Here is a 19,791-nt window from a genome sequence, read left to right on the forward strand (position 1 = left end):
ATGCCTGGGGTGTAGAGTATGAATAGTTGTAGGGCGAAGGAGGAGAGTATTGCGTACCAGAGGTATTTGTTTTTGAATATGCCGACTTTGAAGACGGGGTATTTGTAGGAACGTGAGGAGAGTGCGATGGCGAGTTCGATTAGGATCATGGCGGTTAGGAGTTGGGTGCGGGCTTCTAGGAGGTTGTATTCGCTGACCCAGGGTTGATGCATAAAGTACGCTAAGAGGAGTAGTGTTGAGGTGAGTGCTGGGGATGCGACTAGGAAGGTTTTGATGTCGCGTGTGAATATGCTTTCTTTGGGTTTGCGGGGTTTGCGTTCCATGAGGTCGGGGTCGCCGGGGTCTACGCCTAATGCGATGGCGGGTAAGCCGTCGGTGACTAGGTTCATCCAAAGCAGCTGCACTGCAGTTAACGCTATAGCGGCACTGCTGACTGTGGCAGGGTCAGAGCCTGGAGTAAACGTTGCGGCCAGGGTTGGAACCAGGACGACGGCGATGAACATGACTAGGATTTCCATGATGTTGCACTGCAGCAAGTAAGTGAGGTATTTTTTGATGTTATCATAAATTTCCCTACCCTCCTTGACTGCTTTGACGATGCTAGCAAAATTATCATCCGCCAAAACCATAGAAGCAGCCTCCTTGCTAACTTCCGTACCAGTGATACCCATAGCAATGCCAATGTCTGCTTTCTTAAGCGCCGGAGCATCATTAACGCCATCACCAGTCATAGCCACAACTTGGTCCCGTTGCTTCCATGCTTGGACGATGCGCATTTTATGTTCAGGCGCAACCCGAGCATAGATAACCACGTTTTCGACTACGTCGAAGAGTTGTTGGTCGCTCATTTTTTCAAGTTCGGTGCCGGTGAGGACTTTGCCTTCAGTGCTGCCTTCACCCAGTAGGTTGAGTTCTTTGGCGACTGCTGTGGCGGTTAGTTTATGGTCGCCTGTTATCATGACTACTCGGATGCCTGCTTTTCTGCAGATGGCGATGGCGTCTTTGACTTCGTTGCGGGGCGGGTCAATCATACCCATAATCCCCACAAAGATGAAGCCTTGCTCGATGGATTCATCAAATTCAGCCGCGCCTTTTGGCAGCTCTTTGTAGGCAAAACCCAAGTTTCGCAATGCCTGAAGCGCCATAGCTTCAGTGACTTTTCGCAGGTCGGCACGTTGCTCTTCGGTTAGTTTGACGACTTTACCATCTAGCAGAATCTGGGTGCATTTATCCAGCACAATTTCAGGTGCGCCCTTCATGTAGGCGAATTTTTGGTTTCCTGCCGTGTGGATGGTGGTCATGCGTTTGCGTTCGCTGCTGAAGGGAACTTCTGCGATGCGGGGTTCTTGCTGGTCAAGTTCCTGCTTAGATAAACCAGCTTTTGCAGCGGTAACGATGAGGGCACCTTCAGTGGGATCGCCTTTCACGGTCCATTTCGGGGTTTGCTCATCTTTTTCAAGGGCAGAGTCGTTGCAGAGGGTGGCGATTTTTAGGAGTTTTTTGAGTTGTACGTCGGGGGTTACTTGTTTGTTTTCGATTTCAAAAGTGCCTTCCGGTGCATACCCGATGCCAGTGACTTTGACGGCGGTGTTGTTAGTGTAAATGCGTTGGACGGTCATTTCGCCTTTAGTCATGGTACCAGTTTTGTCGCTGCAGATGACGCTGGTACAGCCTAAGGTTTCTACAGCGGGCAACCGCTTTACGACGGTGTTGACTTTCGCCATGCGGTACATGCCAATGGCTAAGGCTCCCGTCACGATGGCGGGCAGCGCTTCGGGCACTGCGGCTACGGCGAGGCTGACCGCCCACAAAACCATGTCCAACACAGGGCGTTGCTCAACCACAATGCCAACTGTAGCAACACCTACACAGACGGTGATGGCAAGGATGCCGATCCATTTACCCACTGAAGCCAAGCGACGCTCCAGCGGTGTCTGCTCGGTTGTGGTTGTTTGAACCATCTGGGCGATTTTGCCAAATTCAGTATCCATGCCTGTCGAGGTGACGACGGCTTTGGCTCTGCCAAAAGCGACGATGGTTCCAGTGTAGACCATGTTGCGGCGGTCGTTGAGTTGTGCGTTTTCGGGAAGAGGCGCCACCGATTTATCGACTGCGGCAGATTCGCCGGTTAATGCTGCTTCTTCCACCTTGAGGTTATGTGCTTCGATTAATCGTGAATCCGCAGGGATTTTGTCTCCCGTATAGAGCAGCAAAATGTCGCCGGGGACAAGCTGGTTGGCGGGAATTTTGACTTCTTTGCCTCCTCTTATGACAAGAGCCGTTGGGGCAGTCATTTTCTTTAGGGCTTCCACGGCTTTTTCGCTGCGGTATTCTTGTGTGAAGCCCAGAGTTGCGCTGGCTATGACTATGATTAAGATGATGATTGCGTCGACGGTTTCGCCGATGACTATTGAGAGCCCGGTGGCGACAAGCAGAATTATCATCAGCACATCGGTGAATTGGCCTAAGAACAGTTTGATTGGGGATTTGCCTTTTGCTTTTTTTAACTCGTTAAGGCCGTATGTGGATAGGCGGGTTTGGGCTTCGGTTGAATCTAAACCGTTTTCGCCGGTTTTGAGTTCTTCCATCGCTTCTTCAGGCTTTAATGAGTGCCAAAGCTTCACTAGTTACAACCCCAGTTTCAGCTAAACGTTCACCTCAGCCCCTATAGCTTTTTCTGAAAAAACCGTCCTGATTTAATTTTGAGTTTGCCGTTTGTGTTTAAAAAATCCCCTGAGGAGAAGTGTTTGGATGAAGGATAAGCTACTTTATTTCAGGGAGTGTAAGATTGCTGCTTAAGTCTTATATGTGAAAATGATAAAACTATCAGTACAATCAGAAGGCGAAAACATGACCAAAAACATACAAGCCTTAGCGCTTGTAGGAGTATGTGCCGTTTTGGTGATAGCCAACGTAGCAAGCATCGCATACTATAACCCACTGGTTGCAGACAAAGAGTCTCAAATTTCCTCCTTGAACATGCAAGCAATCTCGACACAGTCCCAGATTTCGGACCTTCAAAACCAAAAGGAAACCTTGCAAAACGAGGTCTCTGCACTAAACAGCGAAATCGTGCGTCTTAACGGAGTGATTGAAGATCTGAAAAACCAAGCAGCCCAAAGAGACTCAGAGATGGCAAACAAAGACAGATATATTGACGGCTTAAACAGTCAAATTCGAAGTTTGGCTGATGAAGTGAACAACTTGAATAGCCAAGTTTCAAATCTGGGCGGTCAAATTACCCGGTTAAGGTCGGCAAATATAGTTACGGCTTTGGGGGCTAATGAGATTTTGAATTCAACACCGCATCACCTCTACATATCTGGTTCGGTCATAAACACGGGTGGCGGAATGGCGTACGATGCAGGTTTGCAGTGGTTGCATATACCGTGGCGGGGGAGTTAGCGATTAACATGACCGTTCCGTTCTCGGGCACGTTTGGCAGTGGTCCAGGCGAGAGCAGCTCAGTGCAGCTTTCAATGGTGGGTACTGCAGAGGAAGTTAATGTGAGGGTCAACATATTCCACGAAGGCGTTTTGGGGTCTTGGGAAATCACGCCTGTTTGGAAAAACCCTCCATAACCCACTTTTATTTGGAAACCTTGCGCATTTTTTCAGTTGGGTCGAAAGGTTCTTAAGTGAATAGGTCTTTCTCCTAACGGCAACAGCATCCAATTCACAGTTAAGCATAAGACATGCCTTATTCTGGAAATAGGCGGTTTGTGCGAACTGAAAAGGTTAAAATACTCGAATAGAGAGGTGAAAAGATATGGAAAACATATACGCAGCAATGCTCCTTCATAAGGCAGGTAAAGAAATAAACGAAGAAACCGTTACTGCAGTTCTAAACGCCGCAGGCGTCACCATTGACGCAGTCCAAGTTAAAGCCCTTGTTGCTTCACTCTCTGAGGTTAACATTGACGAGGCAATCAAAGCAGCACCAACCATGATGGCCGCGGCTCCAGTTGCAGCAGCACCAGCAGCAGAATCAAAACCAGCCGCTCCAAAGGAAGAGAAGAAGAAAGCTGAAGACGAGAAAGCCAAAGAAGAAGCAGCACTTGAAGGATTAGGCGCTCTATTCGGTTAAACGCCAACCTTTCCATTTTTAAATTTCTTTTTCACACCCAAGAAAATTAGTTATTTTCGTTAATCAAAAAAGGTTCTTGAAGTGGTCAGCAGTAGGCTTAATTTTTCAGTAACAGCCACATTTTTCAATGTACACAGGTGAAAAGCAGACAAACAGCAAAACCTGAACTCAGTTACAAACTGGCAACTAAAAAGGGGAAGTGGCGTAAAAAAGGAAATTTAGGCAGTTGGTGGGATAGAGGAGTTTTCTGGTTGTGCTGGTTGAGGCTCGGGCACAGGCGCAGCGGGTTCGATTTTTGGAGTTTTGCCTCGCTCAAGAGCCATCTTTACTAAAACTACGGGCAACCAGCCCAGCAGAATAGGCAACGTCGCGGGTAACGCGGGAACAGGAAGAGCAGCAGTTAACTCTGGATTGAGCAGTATAAGCTCAAACAAGCCAAAAGAAAACGCCATTAGTAACAGCGAAATGACTGCGGTTTTTCTGTTGTACTTCTTCATCGTCTGACTAGCCAGTACCCCCGCGAAAAAGAAGTCGCCTAAACCTAACTGGGTAATTCGGATGCCTCCCTCTAAGAATACAAGGGGAATTGTGGGAAACGCCACCAAAACGGGGAGACCAAGCCCTGAGATGTGCTGGGCTGCAACCACCATGGTTTGGGTGACCCAGACTAGAATGATATCCATGCCTGTGAGAAGACCTGCAAAAATGAAGGTGGTTTTCCAGTTGAACAGGCTGCTTAGGTAAATCACGATGAGTATAGCGAAGGTTATGCCGTAAACATCCAGCAAGTAAGGGAACCACAAACTAGTGGAGCTGAAGAAGGCAAAAAGCATCAGAAACAGCACCGGCGGCAGTGCAGCCAGATACCAACGTTGACCTTTACTGGGGGAAATTCGGGAGTATATTAAAGCAAAAAGTGCAGTTGCAGCCAAACAGGTGAACGCGAGGATGCCAAAGAATTTCAGGTCTGCAGGCATCACGCCCAGAAAAGCTGCGACGATTGCTAAAACGCTGGCGACGACAAAGCCTAAACAGTAAAGCGCCGTAAAATGCGGTCTTAAGTCGGAGAAGGCGTAGGTGACCATGAACAAGAGTGAACTGTAGCTGAACAGGAAAAGCGCTAAAATAGCCATGCTAGGTATAAACACCATGATAGAGACGGCAACACCAATCATTATGACAAGCAAAGCAGAGTCACTGTTTTTAAATTCGCGTTCTTCAACGGTGGCTTTCAGCTTCTTTTCTGCTTTGCTTCCAAGGGTCATGGCTACAAATGTTACTATGAACAGTATTGTGGGCATTAAGATATCAAAGTTCATAGAAGTCAAACTCGCCAACAGACATTTAATCCTTACTCAAATCAAAAACACATTGACATGTCAACACGATGCAGAAATGTAAAAAATAAAGACGAAATAGAGGATTAACGAAGTAAGATGTTAGCTAATTAGCTTAATATCTCCGTGGTGGTCTTCGTTTAGCGTAGCACTCACGACAGTAAACTGGCCTACTACCATCAGGCTTAAAAGGAACCTCACATTCCTTCCCACAGTCAGAACAAGTCGCCTTGTGCATCTCTCTTGGATATGACATTACTTTTTCACTTCCTGTTACGTTTGGTGCAAACTTATTTTTTTGCACAACCCAATACGTGCAAGCTCAGGTTTAAACTTATCCATACAGCTGAACAGATGTTCTATAGAATTTGAGCCGTTCCAAGCAAAGATAAAGCAAGAGTAAACCTAAAACCGCTTCAGAATTATTTTTGAGAAAATATCAGCCAAAAAACCTTCGCACATTCAGGCAATCAGCGAAAAAGGGAATTACCGCTGATGGCATCACAAACACAAAACCCCTCTCTGAGACCGATAGACCCCACCTGGGACATGATGCATCAGCGAAGAAACACCCTTTTTTATGGTGCTGGAGTAAACTTGTGGAAAGCCCCAGCGGACTCAGCCTCTTTACGTGCAAACCCGGTATCCCGTCGCCTTGCCCAACCTTCTTTGCCGATGACAATTGGAGTTGGAGCGGGAGCTGAATCGTTCTTGCGTGGCGGACGGTTCGTGTTTGCGGGTTTCTTGCTGTGCTTAGAGAAACATTCCTTACAGTAAACAGGCTTGCCTTCAGTCGGCTTGAATGGAACCAACGCAATTTTTCCACAGTCAGTGCATTTTGCTTCAAACATTGTTTTCTGCGACATCTTTTCACCTCGATTAAATTGACAGGTAATTGAAAAGCAATTATTTCAATTATCATCCCAGCAGAGAAGACGCGGCAAACTTAAAGGTTATCATCCTGTTCAACAAAAAACCTCATGCATTGAACAAAAGCACAATCAAACTAGCTCTCCAAAACAGCCAAAATCATGCAGATTCTACAAACTGCACATTCAGCACAGCCAACGTCGCCAAAAATGCTTCTTCAGTCCGCACCGTTTCGGTTCCCTGCCCAGGCACCGTGTTTAAAACATAATTCACCAAGTCATTCAAGTTTACGCCTTCATCACGCGCAATTTCATGCAGCCCCTTTGAGGGGGCTCCGAACAGAACAAGGATGCTTTGGGCTTTTTTCCAACTCACATGAAGCCGCGCGGCGGCGTCTTGAAGCCGAGTTGCAAACTTGGAGGTGCCCAGAGTTAGGTCGAATTTTCTTCGTTTAAGTAACTCAACAAGACCACCCTTCACCACTGAAACTGTGTAACCCCAGTAGTCAGGCGCTGCTTCACGGTCAGCAACTTGAACCTCCACGGGAGCAACCGTTTTGATGACCTGCACAGTTAAACGTTTGTCAAGGGCAGCCTGCACGTTTGGAAGCAAAACCAGTTTTTCCACGCCGATGTCCACCAAGGTGCCCGCTTTTGATTTGGAAACAGCCACGCCTTCACGAAACTCACCCATCCGCAAATCACGAAGCTTACTTTGTAGCGGATGATGCGGCGTACGTAAAGGCGGCAAAATCCCCGCGTACTGCAATTCAGGTTGCAACCCAAAAAGGCGCTTGCGCAGATACTGGGGCGTCTCCATGTAACGCAGCAAAAGCGCAATCAGGTCCAAGTCACGGCTCTGATTGGCTTTGAGGTCGTCAACGTAAACGATGATTTCGTCCACGCGGAATATCGCGGCGGCGCGTCCGATGAAGCCGATTTTGGAGGTTTTTTCGCGCAGGTGCGGTGTGTCGGCTATAAATGAGGCGGGAATTGCTACAGCCAACCGATGCTTTGCCATGTTTATCACGTACATCTGAGCGAAGCAGACGTCCAGATTATAGATTCAAAAACCAAATATAAATCTACAGAGATTGTGTTCGTGGAGATACCGTTGACAAGTTCGATTCTTGACGATTTGGCAGGTATGCAGAAGATCGACAAACAAAACGCGGTCGACTTCTACGTTAAAGCCGCCAGCCACTACAGGGAATCAGCCGCGAACGCAGCAAAAATAAAACCGGATTATCCAACGCCTGAAAACGTGATTTTGGCGGGTATGGGCGGCTCCGCAATAGGCGGCGAACTGCTCAAAGATTACACGCGCGCCACCATCAAGGTGCCTATAGAAATCAGCCGTGAATATCACCTGCCCGCGTATGCAGACGAGAAAAGCCTCGTGGTTTTGGCGAGTTACTCGGGCGACACCGAGGAAACGCTCAGCAGCTTTGTGGATGCCCTCCGCCGGGGATGCATGGTTTTCTGTGTGAGTTCAGGCGGCAAACTCATCAAATACGCCCAGAAACTTAACGTGCCCCATCTGCAGGTGCGTGCAGATATGCCGCCGCGTTCCGCTATGCCTCACATGTTCATGCCTCTGCTGTCATGCATGGAAAAGCTGGGTATGATACCCGATTTTTCTGCAGAGTTCACAGAGACCGTATCGCTTTTGGAAAAAATAAGTGCCGAGAATGAACCAAGCAAACCCGCCAGCAACAACTTTGCCAAGACATTGGCATTGAACCTGAATGGCGTCACCCCAGTGGTTTATGGGTTTGGCATCTATCGTGGCGCATCGTTACGCTACAAACAGCAAATTAACGAAAATGCTAAGATGCCCGCCAAATGTGAAAGCTTTAGCGAACTAAATCACAACGAGACTATGGGTTGGGAAGGCGCCAAAGAACTCGCCAAAAACTTTGGGGTGGTTTTTCTGCGTGACAAAGCCGAGCCAGTTGAGATTACTAGCCGCATCGAAACCACCAAAGCTTTGATGCAGCCTTCGATGCAGAAGATGTTTGAGGTTTGGGCGCAGGGAGAAAGCTGCCTTGCCAAGATGCTCAGCACCATTCTGGTGGGTGACTTCACCAGCATCTACCTTGCTATGCTTCGCAACGTGGATCCCACTCCAGTGGACACGGTTACGGTGATGAAGGAAAAAATCGAGCAAAACGGCGTAAAACAAAAAATCCTTCAGGAACTGGAAAAGTTCGCAAAATAGTCGCCGCAGCCGCAGGTTTAGGCTTTGGAAAAGCTTAACCGCTGAAGCGTGAATAGAAATGTGAGTTGGATGGAAACCATGCGTGGGAGTCACATTTCGAGTTCCCGCTTGTTTCTGTATTTAGGAATTGCACTTGTCGCAATAGCGGTTGTTTTGTTTCCAACGCGGATTCCCCTTCAGGCTCAACCCAGAGATGTAGACTACTTCGGGGTGGGGTGGCTTTTTGCACCCATAGTCGGCGTCTGGGGATTAGCAAGCGTTGTTCTGGGGCTGGTGCAGTCTTCGGCGCCTAAAAGAAAAATCGAAAGTTACCTTTTGCCTCTTTTGGCATTTGTCAGCGTCAGCTTGGCATACGCCGCTTATTTGGCGGTGTTTTTTGGTTCAGGCATAGGGTTAAGCGTTGGAAGAGGCGAACCGTTTTTCTGGCTATACTTCGGCTTGATTCTTGCCCCCAGCCTACTAATGTATGCTTCCGCGGGGAAGTATCTGCGGACAAAAACAGAAACAGGTGTTATTTTCGGAAACAAAAAATTGAGGACAGCCGCGTTTGTGTTGCTGGCTGCGGTGCCCTTGTCTTACACGGGCGGGTTCTTTCTTTTGATGCTGCTGCTTTAGCAGTTAAGCGTTTTGAGCGATGAATTGCTGGAAGACTTCTTCAGCAGCTTCCAACGCCAAAAGCTTGGGCGGATGCTTAAACCCATAAGCGCAGACCGCTTCCACAGGGCCTTTCTGTTTCTTGTTCAACGCCAGCTTGACTGCTCGGACAACATCCAAGAGGACGCTGCCAGCGTTGGGGGCGTCAACGGTGCTGAATTTGAGGTCTATGCGCATGGGGGCACCGCAGAAGTATGACCCGCTTATCCAGAAGTAACTGTCCCGTTTGTTCTGCAAGAAATCCACGTAGTCCGTGCTGCCAGCCACAACCTCAGTCTTGTAGGGCAACGAAGAAGCAACGGCTTCAGTTTTGATGTTGCGTTTCACGTCGCGTGTGCGTTCCATGGTGTCAAGGGATTCGGTTCCGCCGCCCACATCTAACTGGTAGGTTTCGTCGATTTTTACGCCGTTTTTGCTCAGCAACTGCAGCAGGGTCTTGTGCAAGGCGGTGGAGCCCACTTGGTCCACAAGGTCGTCGCCCACAAGGGGCAAACCCGCCTCCTCAAACCGGTTAGCCCACGAGGAGTTGCTGGCGATGAAGTTGGGGGTGACGTTTATGAAGCCGCATCCTGCCGCGATAGCTTGCTCAGCGTAGAATTCGGAGGCTTTGGCTGCGCCGCTGGGCAGCAGGTTAACCGCGATTTCTGCGCCTGCTTGCTTCAAAACGGAGGCAACATCGCAGTCGGGGGCGCTGCTTAATTCGACGACTGTTTTGGCTGAGTCGCCCACGCCGTCCAACAGGGGACCTTTCTGCACGGTTACGCCCGTGGAGGGGACTTCGGCTGCTTTGGGGGTGTTGTTTGGTGGGGCAAACAGGGCTTGGGCGAGGTCTTTGCCGACTTTGCGTTCGTCTACGTCAAATGCCGCGACGACTTCTATGTCGGTTGGTGTTAAGCCGCCTAAGCTGGGGTTTCGCAGCCCATTCATGCCTGTTTTGCTGTAATATTGGAGTCCTTGGATTAAGGCTGAAGCGCAGTTTCCTACGCCGATTAATGCAACTTTAGTTTTGGGCATTCTTCGCCACCTTCGGGGTTTTCTTATTCACGTTTGCCTATAAAAGGCTACGCTGCAAAACTCCGAGCAAAAGAACGGGCAGACGCGCAGTTCACAGGGAAGGTTAGGGTTAAATCTGAACAAGTTTGGTTGAAACTATTTATAACAGGCTAAAACCTTCTTAAGGAAAGACGTTAAGGCGAAAAAAGATGAAGCAGAAAACCGCAATAATAGTCACATGCCTGCTGTGCCTCTCAACGCTTTTTGTGGCTGCTTTAACGGTGAACGCAGCAATTCCCACAGAAGTAGATGGACAAATAACAGATTCAACCACGCCAACCCCCACAGCTACACCCCAACCGTCAGAATCAGATGCCCCAGACCCAATCTACTACGTAATCGCCGCCATATTCACCGCCATCGTGCTGGCTGCAGTAATCTCAGCGTTGCGACGCAAAAACCAAAATTAATCAGGGTTCAAGAGTTTACTGCTAACAAAGTTTGTTATATACTTGCACACGCATACTTTCTCAAGGTGGGGAAACTGAAATGAAGGTTTTCAAAAAACCTGGACCAGTCAACACCGATGCGGTTGCAGAAATCGCGGCAGCCGCTGCGGGGAGGGTTGACTGCATCGTGGTGGCGTCCATCACAGGAAGCAGCGTCCTAAAAGTTGCCCAGAAAATTAAGGGCAAAGAAGTAGTCTGCGTCACTTGCCCGCAAGGCATGTACTGGCAAGTCAAAGAAATGAGAGAGGATTTGTTTGCGGAAATTCCCGAGCTAAAAGACCAACGGGACGAATGGATAAGGAAAGGGTTGGAAAAGGTCCCCATGTACTTGACGCCCGAGAACAAAATTAAACTGCAGCAACTTGGCGTGCAGATTGTCCAAGGAACCATCCCGCTTTTTGGCCCCAGCTTCTCCATGAGAATGCACCTGCAAAAGACAACGGCATTGGATGTGATGGCAAAGACGCTGGAGCTGATTTCCACGGGAACGCTTGTTTGTTTGGAAACGGTGCTGATGGCAACTGACGCAGGGATAATACCGGAGCAAAAGAGGGTTTTGGCGTGCGCAGGCACAGAAATAGGTTTGGACACCGCGTGGATAACAAGAAACTGCCCTTCAGCCCAACTCTTCCACCCCACCGAAGGCTTCCGATTTCTAGAATGCTTAGCTAAACCCGAGCTTGCACAAATTCCACGCATCAACACAAAATACCTAAGCTAAAACGAACCACCCAAAAAACACGTAGACAGGGGTTTGGGAGAAAGGTAGGCTACCCCCATGGTTAAGTCTTAAAACTAGGTCTTTTCAGTTTTGATGCTGGAACCTCTGCTTTCTCGTGAAAGTATAGCGCCAAGCAAGATGGGTATGGCAAGGAATACTGCTGTGAGGGCCGTTTGAGGGAATTCTGGAATCGTAGGTGAAGAGTTAGGTTCTATTGCTGATTGTTGGGTTGGGGTGGTGGTTGATTCTTCAACTATGAAGGTGTAGGGAGATGTTGTTATGTTGAAGAACAGGTGGTCGGGAGGATACACAGTTGAATGGTATAAGCTTGCGTTTATTGTGATTTCGTGATAACCCTTCTCCAAGTGGGAAATGTTCACTGAATATGAAAAGGATGGATTAATGGTAAAATTGTTTTCGGGTCTTTGATAAAAGACGTCAGTAGCCGATTGATTGGGCGTAACTTCTACGAATGGTCCATCGTCTATGCTGTAAGCGTAGTATCCATTCAATGCTCGAGGGATATCGAAGAAGGGGAATCTTGGATACTCTGTCCAGGTTATGTTGAAGTTTAGAGGCAGTGTATCAATGTAACCTGTTTTGTCATTGGGACTGTTCATTGTTATGTAGAAGGAGCAGTAGTTCAGACTAGAATTCGTTCCATAGTATCCTCTTCCGTAGAAATGGGTTACTTGGGCATTAGCCACGGATGAATAAAGTCCCATGACAAAGATTGTTACAAGCACTGATGCGATTATTCTTACCCAAGTGCTCATGCTTTCTATAAAGTTAGGATTAACCTAAAAGCCTGTTTGTAAAAGTTTCTTGTGTCAAAAACCTGCACACCCAAACGTTCTGTCTGCAACAAAAACATGAACCTATTTGCCGCCTATTAGCATCCAAATAACAATTCATTGCAGAACCTATAGAGGGGTAGGTCGAGGCGGAGGCTTCGGCAGGAAAAACGGGAGGGGAAGGGGTCTACCAGAAACGTAGCTGACCTACCTCAACAACCGACCAATCAGGACAAAATCAACGACAAAAGCACTAGTAAACTTTAATTTCCGACTCGCGGTTAAGCAATGAAAAGGTTGGCTGAAATTGAGCGACAACGTCAAATGCGACAAAACAGTCTGTGACAAGTTCACAGCCATCAACGAGTTAGCCCGCAGACGCGGCTTTTACTGGAACAGTTACGAGATTTACGGCGGAGCAGGCGGATTCGTCACCTACGGCCCATTGGGCACCCGCCTTAAGCAAAACATCGAAAACAAACTCCGCGAACTCTTCGTCAAACAAACAGGCATCCTAGAAATGGAGTCCAGCGTAATCACCCCCGGCAAAGTGTTCGAAGCCTCAGGACACGTAGACCACTTCAAAGAACCCATGGTGGAATGCCTCAAATGCAACAAACGCTTCCGCGCCGACCACCTACTAGAGGAAAACACCCAAATCACTTCGGTGCAAGCCGAAAAAATGACGCTGGACGAAGTGCAAGCGGCGCTGGAGCAAAACGGCATAACCTGCCCCGACTGCGGCGGAAGCTTTGGACCACCCAAACAGTTCCTCACAATGTTCGAAACCACCATCGGCCCCTACTCAGGCGCCACCGGGTACGGCAGACCCGAAGCCGCACAAGGCATATTTGTAGAGTTTAACCGCCTCTACTCCGCGGCACGCGAAAAACTCCCCTTCGGCGTCATCCAAATCGGCCATGCACTACGCAACGAAATATCCCCAAGACAAGGCCTGCTTAGGCTGCGGGAATTCACCATCTGCGACTTGGAGTTCTTCTTTGACCCTGAAGAACCCTGCTGCCGCCCGCTAAAGGATGTGGAAAAAGAGGTTTTGCCCATTCTGGTTTGTGATAAACGAGAAAAAAACTGCGAAGACGTAACCAACTTCACCGTCAGAGAAGCCCTTGACAAAGGCATCATCCGTAGCGAATGGCAAGCCTTCTTCATGGCGTTGGCAAAGCGTTTGCTTACGGAAATTGGGGTTCCCGCCGAGCGGCAAAGGTTCATTGAGAAACTGCCCTGGGAAAAAGCCCACTACAGCAGCCAAAGCTTTGACCAAGAAGTGCTTTTAGACCGCTACGGCTGGACAGAAGTTTCAGGGCACGCTTACCGCACGGACTTTGACTTAGGCTGCCACATGAAAGCCAGCGGCGTAGACCTGCAGGTCTTCAAAGAATATCCCACCCCCATGGAAACCGAAAAGTGCGTGGTTAAACCGGTAATGGCGAAGATGGGTCCTGCATTCAAGAAAGACGCCGCCAAAGTCTGCGAGCTCCTCTCCAAAGCCGACCCCGAAGCAGTTTCCGCGGCGCTGGAAAAAGACGGCTTCTTCATCACTGACGGCTTTAAGGTGCTTCCAGAACATGTGCAAATAGCCAAGCAGAAAGAGGTTGTGCGCGGCAAACGGTTCATTCCGCATGTGGTGGAACCGAGTTTCGGCTCCGACCGCCTCTTCTACGTTGCATTAGAATACGCCTATGGACTAAAAGAGGACCGCGTAGTCATGGGTTTCCCCAAAAGCATAGCACCTTTGCAAATCGGAGTTTATCCTTTGATGAGCAAAGACGGCTTAGCGGAAAAAGCTCAAGAAATCCAAAAGCAACTGGTGCAAGCAGGTTTCATGGTGGAGTTTGACGAAGCAGGCTCCATCGGTCGACGTTACGCACGCGCCGACGAAGCTGGCATCCAGTTAGGCATAACCATAGACTACGAAACGCTCAGTGAAGGCACAGTGACGATACGTGACCGCGACTCGTGGCAACAAGTCCGCAGCGAAATCAAAAATTTACCCCAGCTACTTCAACACTATTTCCAGGGAAAAACAAAATTTGAAGAATTAGGCGTTTTACTGGAATGCTGAGAGCTATCTTTTTTAATGTACCCACGCACTATGGTTTAGAAAAATCAGTGTTGAATATGGACGGGAAATGAAAGTGGTACTTCCAGCTGAAACAGAAGAGCGTGTGAAACGTCGAGCCTTAACAGCCTGCCAAGACAACTTACGCAAGGTGCTGGAGGTAACTCGAAAAATCCCCCAAATGGCAGAACACTTCGCCAGCGGCGACAAAGCAAGCGCAAACCAGCTTTTTAGCCAAATCAAACAAGGCGAAGAAGAAGTCATCAAAGCCAGGCAACTGGTCAGCCAAGAACTTGCCGAAATAGGCGCCATCCTTTTAGCCAGAGAAGACTTCTTGCGGTTCACCAATTTAACCAGCGAAATCGCCGACTTCTCCGAAGGCATCGCCTTTTACCTTGTTCAACTCATGGAGCACAACTGGAATGTTCCCGCTGACGTCCGCCAAGACCTGCAAAAGCTTTCTGACGCCGTTTTGGAAACGGTGCTTAAACTACGGGAAACCATGATGGTTCTCAGCTACGGCTCAACCAAAACGCTGGAGAAAGCCAAAGACGTGGAAATCGCAGAACGCATCGTAGATGAATACTACCGCACATTATCCATTAAAGTTTTAAGCAGCAACCTAGATTTGCCCGCGTTGTTCATACTGCGGGATGTCTTGCAGCTTTTGGAGAATTCAGCAGACAAAGCTGAGGATGCTGCGGACGCAGTCAGACTGTTATCCTTCATAATGTGACCTGAAGGCGGTTAGCATGCTAAAGAAGTCTGAGCCTGAGAAAATCAAAGTTGAATTGCTAGAAAACTTTTTGGTCGTTTGGAACCCCGAGGAAGGCTCACAACTCTACAAAAACGGCTACTACGGCAAACCGTTAGGCATTGCAAAACCCAAAATCCCCGAATTCAACGTGCCCCTCATTTTGGATTTAATGGAAGGCATGTACTTAGCCGACAAAGGCACAGTTACAATTTTTGAGGGACCCACCAAACGCAAGGTTGGGTTAACAAAGCTCAAGCAGAAGGCAAAGCAGCTTTACGAGGAATTTGACGAAAAATACACCGTTTACCGCAACCTCAGGGAAAGCGGGTTAATTGTCACGCCAGGCATAAAGTTCGGCTGCGACTTCGCCGTCTACAAGTACGGTCCAGGCGTTGAACACGCCCCGTACATGGTGTCAGTGAAAACGGCAAACGCAGACATATCCGCCACCGAAATCGTCAAAGCAGGACGCTTAGCGACAACGGTACGCAAACGCTTCATCATCGCCGTCCCTGAAGCCGACACCAAAGAAGTAAAGTACCTGATTTTCAAGTGGTTCAAAGCATAAAATAAATACAGACGGCTAATTTGCCGTCAAAGTTTGGTTATTGAAGTCGCCGCGGGCGTGTTGATGGGGGTAGATTTTTGACTTGGTCACACTGCTACCTTCCTCAATGACAACATCGTCGGCAATTACGGCGATATCCGAAATCTTGGTCGGATGATGCGAACTTGAGGACACTGTGGTGTGTCTACCGATTATGCTGTCACGAATTTCCACATGGTCACCAATTGTGGCGCGGTCCATTATTGCAGAATTCTCCACCACAACCCCTTTTCCAATGCGAGTAAAGTTGTCGATACAAGAGTTCACGATTCGCACGCCATCCTCAATCTGGCAGTGCCGACCGATAAGAACGGCGCCTTCGATTTCGATTTTTCCCTGCTTAATTTTACGCACAATTTCCTGTCTGCGTATTGCGGCATCGTTGCTTTCGCCTTGTACCCAAATCTGTTTGTCGGGGCTTATCCTCCCGCCAAAGTCTGTAAGCATCTTAAAGCCGCCGTGCAACAGGTTTTTCATGGCGTCCAAATAGTTTTTTGGGGTACCCACGTCAAACCAGCTGCCTTTTAGCGTGTAGCCGTAAACGGGGCGTTCTGTCTGAGTGAGGTAAGGGATGAAGTCGTAGCCAAAATCTAGGCGGTTTTTGGTGCGTGTTACATCTTTTAGGGCTTTTTCCTTGAAAACCTTCTTGATTTCAGGCGAAACCACATACAAACCAGTGTTAGCAAGGTTGCTTGGGGCATCTTTGGGCAAGGGTTTCTCAACAAAACGGCGTATGCGGCTGTTCTTATCGATGTCTGCAATACCTAAACCTTCAACATTGTCAACTTCCCGAAGAACAATGGTCATGATGGCGCCTTTGTCACGGTGAAACTGCATGATGTCTTTGACGTTTATGTCAAATATGTTGTCGCCTTGCACGGCAAACACGGGGGTGTTAACGTCGTAGTAGTCCATGTTTATTCGGGCTGAGTCGGCGCTTCCGATGTCGTCAACGTTGGGTTGATATTTTATGTGAATGCGGGGTTTGATGTTGTATCGGACCGAGAAACCATACCCTGACTCAAAGTAATCGTATAGGTCGCGGTAGTTAGTGTATCCTTTTACGCCGAATATGAAGTGTCGTATACCCTGATTAGCAAGGGACAGCAAAGAAAACTCTACCAGTGGTCTGTTCAATAGGCGTATGCAGGCTTTGCTGGTCTCTGACGTAAGAGGAAGCAAACGGGTAGCTTTTCCGCCCACTGGAATGATGACACGAACTCTTTCTGGGTCGTAGCTGTCTCCTAAGAGAGGGGCATAGTTATCCGACAAAATAGTTCACCCTATATATTGGTAGTAATCTGATTTTGAATGTAATAACCTTTTTGAACATCAAAACAACACAAAACTACATTCAAACATACTACGCGAGCCTAAGTTTATCCAAAACCGCTTTCAGAACCACCGCGTTATTATGCTTAAGGTCTCGGGAGGAATAAACTAAGGTCACAATTCCTTTTTCCGCCTCAAGCTGCTTAATTTGGATAAGCAAAGCCCGTTTTGAAGCAAGCTCCTCTTGGTATTTCTTTTTAAATTCCGCCCACCGGTGGGGTTCCTGACTGAACCACCGCCGCAACTCTTCGCTGGGTGCAACCTCTTTCAGCCACAGGTCAAGTTTGGCTCGCTCTTTAGACATGCCGCGTGGCCACAAACGGTCAACAAGAAGACGAAAACCGTCTTCACGGGTAGGCGGGTCATACACCCGCTTTAGCTTGAGCAAAAACAGCACCATGCATAGTCTTTCTGTGAGTTCTTATAAGGTTTTGGTTGACCCTTCAGAAGGGTTCTTATGGTGAATTTTATAACCATGCTGTTAAACCTTAAAGGGTACAGCAGAAGGTTAGAGAGGTTAGAGAGGACATGAACAAACTCAGTGGTTTTGTTCGGCTAATGCGGCCAGTCAACTGCTTAATGATGGGATTTGCCGTGCTGGTCGGCGCGGTTTTAGCTAACTCTAACTTTTCGACGTTGAATTGGTTTCACGTCTTATTTGGCTTTTTGACGGGATTCACGTTTTGCGCTGCTGCAATGGTCATCAACGACTACTACGACCGCAAAATAGACGCCATCAATGAACCCCAGCGACCCATCCCAAGCGGCTTGATCAAACCCAAAGAAGCATTAGCCTTCATGGCGATGCTGGTAGCGGTGGGTTTTGTTTTTGCGCTTTTAGTTAGCCCACTTTGTTTTCTGGTTGCAGCCGCCTCTTTAGCTTTAACGGCTACCTACCTTACTGTAGGCAAACGCAGCGGATTGCCCGGAAACTTTTTGGTTAGCGCCTGTGTTGCCATCCCCTTCATCTACGGCAGCATCACCGTAATCGGAACCATCAGCCTAAACGTGGTTCTGTTTGCGTCGATGGCATTTCTTTCCAACACAGGCAGGGAAATCACCAAAGGTATTGTGGACGTGAAGGGTGACAGTGCCGAAGGCGTGAAAACCTTGGCAGTGCGGTTTGGCGAGAAGAGCGCAGCCGTAACTGCCGTGCTGTTTTTCATCTCAGCAGTTGCGTTGACGCCAGTCACGTGGTTTCTGGGTTTGGTCGGCGTCTGGTTTATCCCCTTCGTTTTGGTGACGGACATTGGGCTGGGAGTCTGCTCAACGATTCTGCTTTTGGACCATTCACGGGAAAAAGCAAAAAAAATCAAAAACGTAGTTCTGCTGCTGTTCATGTTTGGGCTGCTTGCGTACCTTTTTGGCGTTATAAAATAGCCCCCGGTTTAGCTTCTCACCTTTCAGTTTGCCCTGTGGGCGAACTCTTAAAAGCCTCTTTCTGCATAGTCACAGATGGACACCATGCGCAAACCGCTATTATGCCTCTTAATTATTTTCAGCCTCACGACAATATGCGTGACACTTGTTCAGCCAATCAAAGCTGCCTCTAAAACCATCACGGTGCCAGACGACTACGCCACAATTCGGACGGCAATAGGAAACGCCTCTGCGGGAGACACCATCTTTGTAAAAAAAGGCATTTACAACCAAACGGTAATCGTAGACAAACCGCTTTCGTTGATAGGCGAAGATAACCAGCAAACAGTTATAATTGGACCATACTTTGGAGGCACCAACACGCCACCTGCTGTTTCTGTACAGGCAAACAATGTAATCGTGTCAGGATTTAACATAACTCAAAGTTGGAACGGAATAACTATAGCCGAGAACTGCACAGGCTGCAAGATAACGGGCAATAACATCGAACATAACTTTGACAGCGGAATCTTAAGCCGCGGGCAAGCTGAAATAGTGGGCAACAACATAACCGAAAACCAAAACTGGGGAGTACAAGCGTGGTCAAACAACATCATAAAAGACAACAATATAACGGGCACTGGATACCCTACCTATTCCAGCTACTTCGGAGACGGCGTCTGGGTTCTCAAAGGAAACACAACTGTTCAAAACAACTTTATTTCAGACAACATAGCGGGGATAATTCTAGGCGATGGTGACTCATTTAACATCGTTGGCAACAACATAACAGACAACCTGGAGTTCGGTATAAAATTCACGTATAGCACAAACAACGTAACAGTTCATCATAACAACATCGAACTCAACAAAGTCGGCGTTATCTTGGATTATTCATCCTACACAGAGACCGCCACTTTGGGGTCGGGTAACGTGGTTTACAACAACAACTTTTACAACTGGCAAAACGTTGTGGTTCAACATGATTTTCCGGTTCATGTAGATTTTAGCGGTGTTGTGTGGGATAACGGTGAAGAAGGCAACCATTGGGCGACTTACTTTCCCAACTCCACGCAGCCAAATACTCAGGCAATAACGGGACCGTACATAATTGACGAAGCAAATGTGGACAATCATCCGCTTCCAAACGCTGTGGTAGTCCCGGAGATGCCTATGTGGGCAATAGCGGGGGCAGCCGTCGGTGTAACCGTGTTAACGGTTTTTGTTGCTAAAAAGCAGCAACGGACGAGTTAATAAACTCGGATAGGAGAACGGCAGAAGAAACACGAAAAGTTGCACTGTAGATACAAACAGATTCGCGGCAAACCCAGAAGCATTTTTAAGCGAATTAAGTTAAAACGTGCACAATCATCCAACTCAACACCCCGTACATATATACCTCCATGATTGATGGATGTTAACAATGCATAAGTACATGAAAGTGGTGAATCATTTAATTTGAGGAGATTAAC

21 protein-coding genes are annotated in these 19,791 nt (G+C 48.0%); 12 read left to right on the forward strand and 9 right to left on the reverse strand.

From position 1 onward, the window contains the following. Positions 1-2,624 (reverse strand): cation-translocating P-type ATPase (locus ACBZ72_07230; protein XES75972.1); only part of this gene is annotated, 2,624 nt, incomplete at its 3' end. 226 nt (positions 2,625-2,850) lie between these two features. On the opposite strand from ACBZ72_07230, the gene ACBZ72_07235 reads away from it, so the two are divergent. From ACBZ72_07235 to rpl12p, 3 genes are all read left to right on the forward strand, one after another. After that, positions 2,851-3,405, forward strand: a complete 555-nt coding sequence (locus ACBZ72_07235; protein ID XES75973.1) for a hypothetical protein — start codon at positions 2,851-2,853, stop codon at positions 3,403-3,405. Between the two features lie 8 nt (positions 3,406-3,413). Next, a complete protein-coding gene (locus ACBZ72_07240; GenBank protein ID XES75974.1) occupies positions 3,414-3,581 on the forward strand; it encodes a hypothetical protein in 168 nt (55 codons plus the stop codon). Between the two features lie 187 nt (positions 3,582-3,768). Next, complete coding sequence (gene rpl12p, locus ACBZ72_07245) at positions 3,769-4,086, forward strand: 50S ribosomal protein P1 (protein ID XES75975.1); 318 nt, start codon at positions 3,769-3,771, stop codon at positions 4,084-4,086. A 218-nt stretch (positions 4,087-4,304) separates the two neighbouring features. On the opposite strand, the gene ACBZ72_07250 is transcribed toward rpl12p, so the two are convergent. From ACBZ72_07250 to ACBZ72_07265, 4 genes are all read right to left on the reverse strand, one after another. Then, positions 4,305-5,405: a hypothetical protein gene (locus tag ACBZ72_07250; GenBank protein ID XES75976.1), complete on the reverse strand. Its 1,101-nt coding sequence runs from the start codon at positions 5,403-5,405 to the stop codon at positions 4,305-4,307. A gap of 133 nt (positions 5,406-5,538) precedes the next feature. Then, positions 5,539-5,679, reverse strand: a complete 141-nt coding sequence (locus tag ACBZ72_07255; GenBank protein XES75977.1) for a CxxC-x17-CxxC domain-containing protein — start codon at positions 5,677-5,679, stop codon at positions 5,539-5,541. Positions 5,680-6,001: 322 nt separating this feature from the next. Then, positions 6,002-6,289 carry a CxxC-x17-CxxC domain-containing protein gene (locus tag ACBZ72_07260; GenBank protein XES75978.1) on the reverse strand — a complete coding sequence of 96 codons (288 nt, stop codon included), beginning with the start codon at positions 6,287-6,289 and terminating at the stop codon, positions 6,002-6,004. Positions 6,290-6,452: 163 nt separating this feature from the next. Continuing rightward, complete coding sequence (locus tag ACBZ72_07265) at positions 6,453-7,313, reverse strand: putative RNA uridine N3 methyltransferase (protein ID XES75979.1); 861 nt, start codon at positions 7,311-7,313, stop codon at positions 6,453-6,455. A gap of 93 nt (positions 7,314-7,406) precedes the next feature. Here ACBZ72_07265 and ACBZ72_07270 point away from each other — a divergent pair, with 93 nt between their 5' ends. Next, on the forward strand, positions 7,407-8,513 hold the full coding sequence (locus tag ACBZ72_07270) for a bifunctional phosphoglucose/phosphomannose isomerase (GenBank protein ID XES75980.1): 1,107 nt from the start codon (positions 7,407-7,409) through the stop codon (positions 8,511-8,513). Between the two features lie 78 nt (positions 8,514-8,591). Next, positions 8,592-9,128 (forward strand): hypothetical protein, encoded by a 537-nt coding sequence (locus ACBZ72_07275; GenBank protein ID XES75981.1) that lies wholly within the window; start codon positions 8,592-8,594, stop codon positions 9,126-9,128. A gap of 3 nt (positions 9,129-9,131) precedes the next feature. Here the strand turns inward: ACBZ72_07275 and ACBZ72_07280 are convergent, their stop codons facing one another. After that, complete coding sequence (locus ACBZ72_07280; protein ID XES75982.1) at positions 9,132-10,181, reverse strand: inositol-3-phosphate synthase; 1,050 nt, start codon at positions 10,179-10,181, stop codon at positions 9,132-9,134. Between the two features lie 188 nt (positions 10,182-10,369). Here ACBZ72_07280 and ACBZ72_07285 point away from each other — a divergent pair, with 188 nt between their 5' ends. Together ACBZ72_07285 and ACBZ72_07290 are read left to right on the forward strand one after the other, a co-directional pair. Continuing rightward, entirely contained in the window at positions 10,370-10,630 is a 261-nt protein-coding gene (locus tag ACBZ72_07285; protein XES75983.1) for a hypothetical protein, read from the forward strand. Positions 10,631-10,709: 79 nt separating this feature from the next. After that, the gene (locus ACBZ72_07290; protein ID XES75984.1) at positions 10,710-11,390 is read left to right on the forward strand and encodes a hypothetical protein; all 681 of its coding nucleotides are present in this window, start codon (positions 10,710-10,712) and stop codon (positions 11,388-11,390) included. Between the two features lie 74 nt (positions 11,391-11,464). Here the strand turns inward: ACBZ72_07290 and ACBZ72_07295 are convergent, their stop codons facing one another. Then, positions 11,465-12,097 (reverse strand): hypothetical protein, encoded by a 633-nt coding sequence (locus ACBZ72_07295; protein ID XES75985.1) that lies wholly within the window; start codon positions 12,095-12,097, stop codon positions 11,465-11,467. Positions 12,098-12,491: 394 nt separating this feature from the next. Here ACBZ72_07295 and glyS point away from each other — a divergent pair, with 394 nt between their 5' ends. The 3 genes from glyS to endA all read left to right on the forward strand — a co-directional run bounded on the left by glyS (position 12,492) and on the right by endA (position 15,589). After that, entirely contained in the window at positions 12,492-14,267 is a 1,776-nt protein-coding gene (glyS, locus tag ACBZ72_07300; GenBank protein ID XES75986.1) for a glycine--tRNA ligase, read from the forward strand. 67 nt (positions 14,268-14,334) lie between these two features. Then, entirely contained in the window at positions 14,335-15,000 is a 666-nt protein-coding gene (locus ACBZ72_07305; protein XES75987.1) for a DUF47 family protein, read from the forward strand. Positions 15,001-15,016: 16 nt separating this feature from the next. Continuing rightward, positions 15,017-15,589 carry a tRNA-intron lyase gene (endA, locus tag ACBZ72_07310; protein ID XES75988.1) on the forward strand — a complete coding sequence of 191 codons (573 nt, stop codon included), beginning with the start codon at positions 15,017-15,019 and terminating at the stop codon, positions 15,587-15,589. Positions 15,590-15,604: 15 nt separating this feature from the next. Here endA and ACBZ72_07315 read toward each other — a convergent pair whose 3' ends face one another. Then, a complete protein-coding gene (locus ACBZ72_07315) occupies positions 15,605-16,900 on the reverse strand; it encodes a sugar phosphate nucleotidyltransferase (protein XES75989.1) in 1,296 nt (431 codons plus the stop codon). Positions 16,901-16,991: 91 nt separating this feature from the next. Beyond that, entirely contained in the window at positions 16,992-17,348 is a 357-nt protein-coding gene (locus ACBZ72_07320; GenBank protein XES75990.1) for a DUF488 domain-containing protein, read from the reverse strand. 140 nt (positions 17,349-17,488) lie between these two features. Between ACBZ72_07320 and ACBZ72_07325 the strand changes: the two genes are divergently transcribed. Next, positions 17,489-18,340 (forward strand): geranylgeranylglycerol-phosphate geranylgeranyltransferase, encoded by an 852-nt coding sequence (locus ACBZ72_07325; GenBank protein ID XES75991.1) that lies wholly within the window; start codon positions 17,489-17,491, stop codon positions 18,338-18,340. Between the two features lie 84 nt (positions 18,341-18,424). Continuing rightward, positions 18,425-19,573: a nitrous oxide reductase family maturation protein NosD gene (locus ACBZ72_07330; GenBank protein XES75992.1), complete on the forward strand. Its 1,149-nt coding sequence runs from the start codon at positions 18,425-18,427 to the stop codon at positions 19,571-19,573. Positions 19,574-19,791: the final 218 nt, after the last annotated feature.

The sequence above is a fragment of the Candidatus Bathyarchaeia archaeon genome, assembly GCA_041447175.1.
Classification (GTDB): domain Archaea; phylum Thermoproteota; class Bathyarchaeia; order Bathyarchaeales; family Bathycorpusculaceae; genus JADGNF01.

Coding starts and splice junctions, on each gene's coding strand:
- ACBZ72_07235 (XES75973.1), top strand. CDS start 2,851: ATGACCAAAAACATACAAGCCTTAGCGCTTGTAGGAGTATGTGCCGTT.
- ACBZ72_07240 (XES75974.1), top strand. CDS start 3,414: ATGACCGTTCCGTTCTCGGGCACGTTTGGCAGTGGTCCAGGCGAGAGC.
- rpl12p (XES75975.1), top strand. CDS start 3,769: ATGGAAAACATATACGCAGCAATGCTCCTTCATAAGGCAGGTAAAGAA.
- ACBZ72_07250 (XES75976.1), bottom strand. CDS start 5,405: ATGAACTTTGATATCTTAATGCCCACAATACTGTTCATAGTAACATTT.
- ACBZ72_07255 (XES75977.1), bottom strand. CDS start 5,679: ATGTCATATCCAAGAGAGATGCACAAGGCGACTTGTTCTGACTGTGGG.
- ACBZ72_07260 (XES75978.1), bottom strand. CDS start 6,289: ATGTCGCAGAAAACAATGTTTGAAGCAAAATGCACTGACTGTGGAAAA.
- ACBZ72_07265 (XES75979.1), bottom strand. CDS start 7,313: ATGGCAAAGCATCGGTTGGCTGTAGCAATTCCCGCCTCATTTATAGCC.
- ACBZ72_07275 (XES75981.1), top strand. CDS start 8,592: ATGCGTGGGAGTCACATTTCGAGTTCCCGCTTGTTTCTGTATTTAGGA.
- ACBZ72_07280 (XES75982.1), bottom strand. CDS start 10,181: ATGCCCAAAACTAAAGTTGCATTAATCGGCGTAGGAAACTGCGCTTCA.
- ACBZ72_07285 (XES75983.1), top strand. CDS start 10,370: ATGAAGCAGAAAACCGCAATAATAGTCACATGCCTGCTGTGCCTCTCA.
- ACBZ72_07290 (XES75984.1), top strand. CDS start 10,710: ATGAAGGTTTTCAAAAAACCTGGACCAGTCAACACCGATGCGGTTGCA.
- ACBZ72_07305 (XES75987.1), top strand. CDS start 14,335: ATGAAAGTGGTACTTCCAGCTGAAACAGAAGAGCGTGTGAAACGTCGA.
- endA (XES75988.1), top strand. CDS start 15,017: ATGCTAAAGAAGTCTGAGCCTGAGAAAATCAAAGTTGAATTGCTAGAA.
- ACBZ72_07325 (XES75991.1), top strand. CDS start 17,489: ATGAACAAACTCAGTGGTTTTGTTCGGCTAATGCGGCCAGTCAACTGC.
- ACBZ72_07330 (XES75992.1), top strand. CDS start 18,425: ATGCGCAAACCGCTATTATGCCTCTTAATTATTTTCAGCCTCACGACA.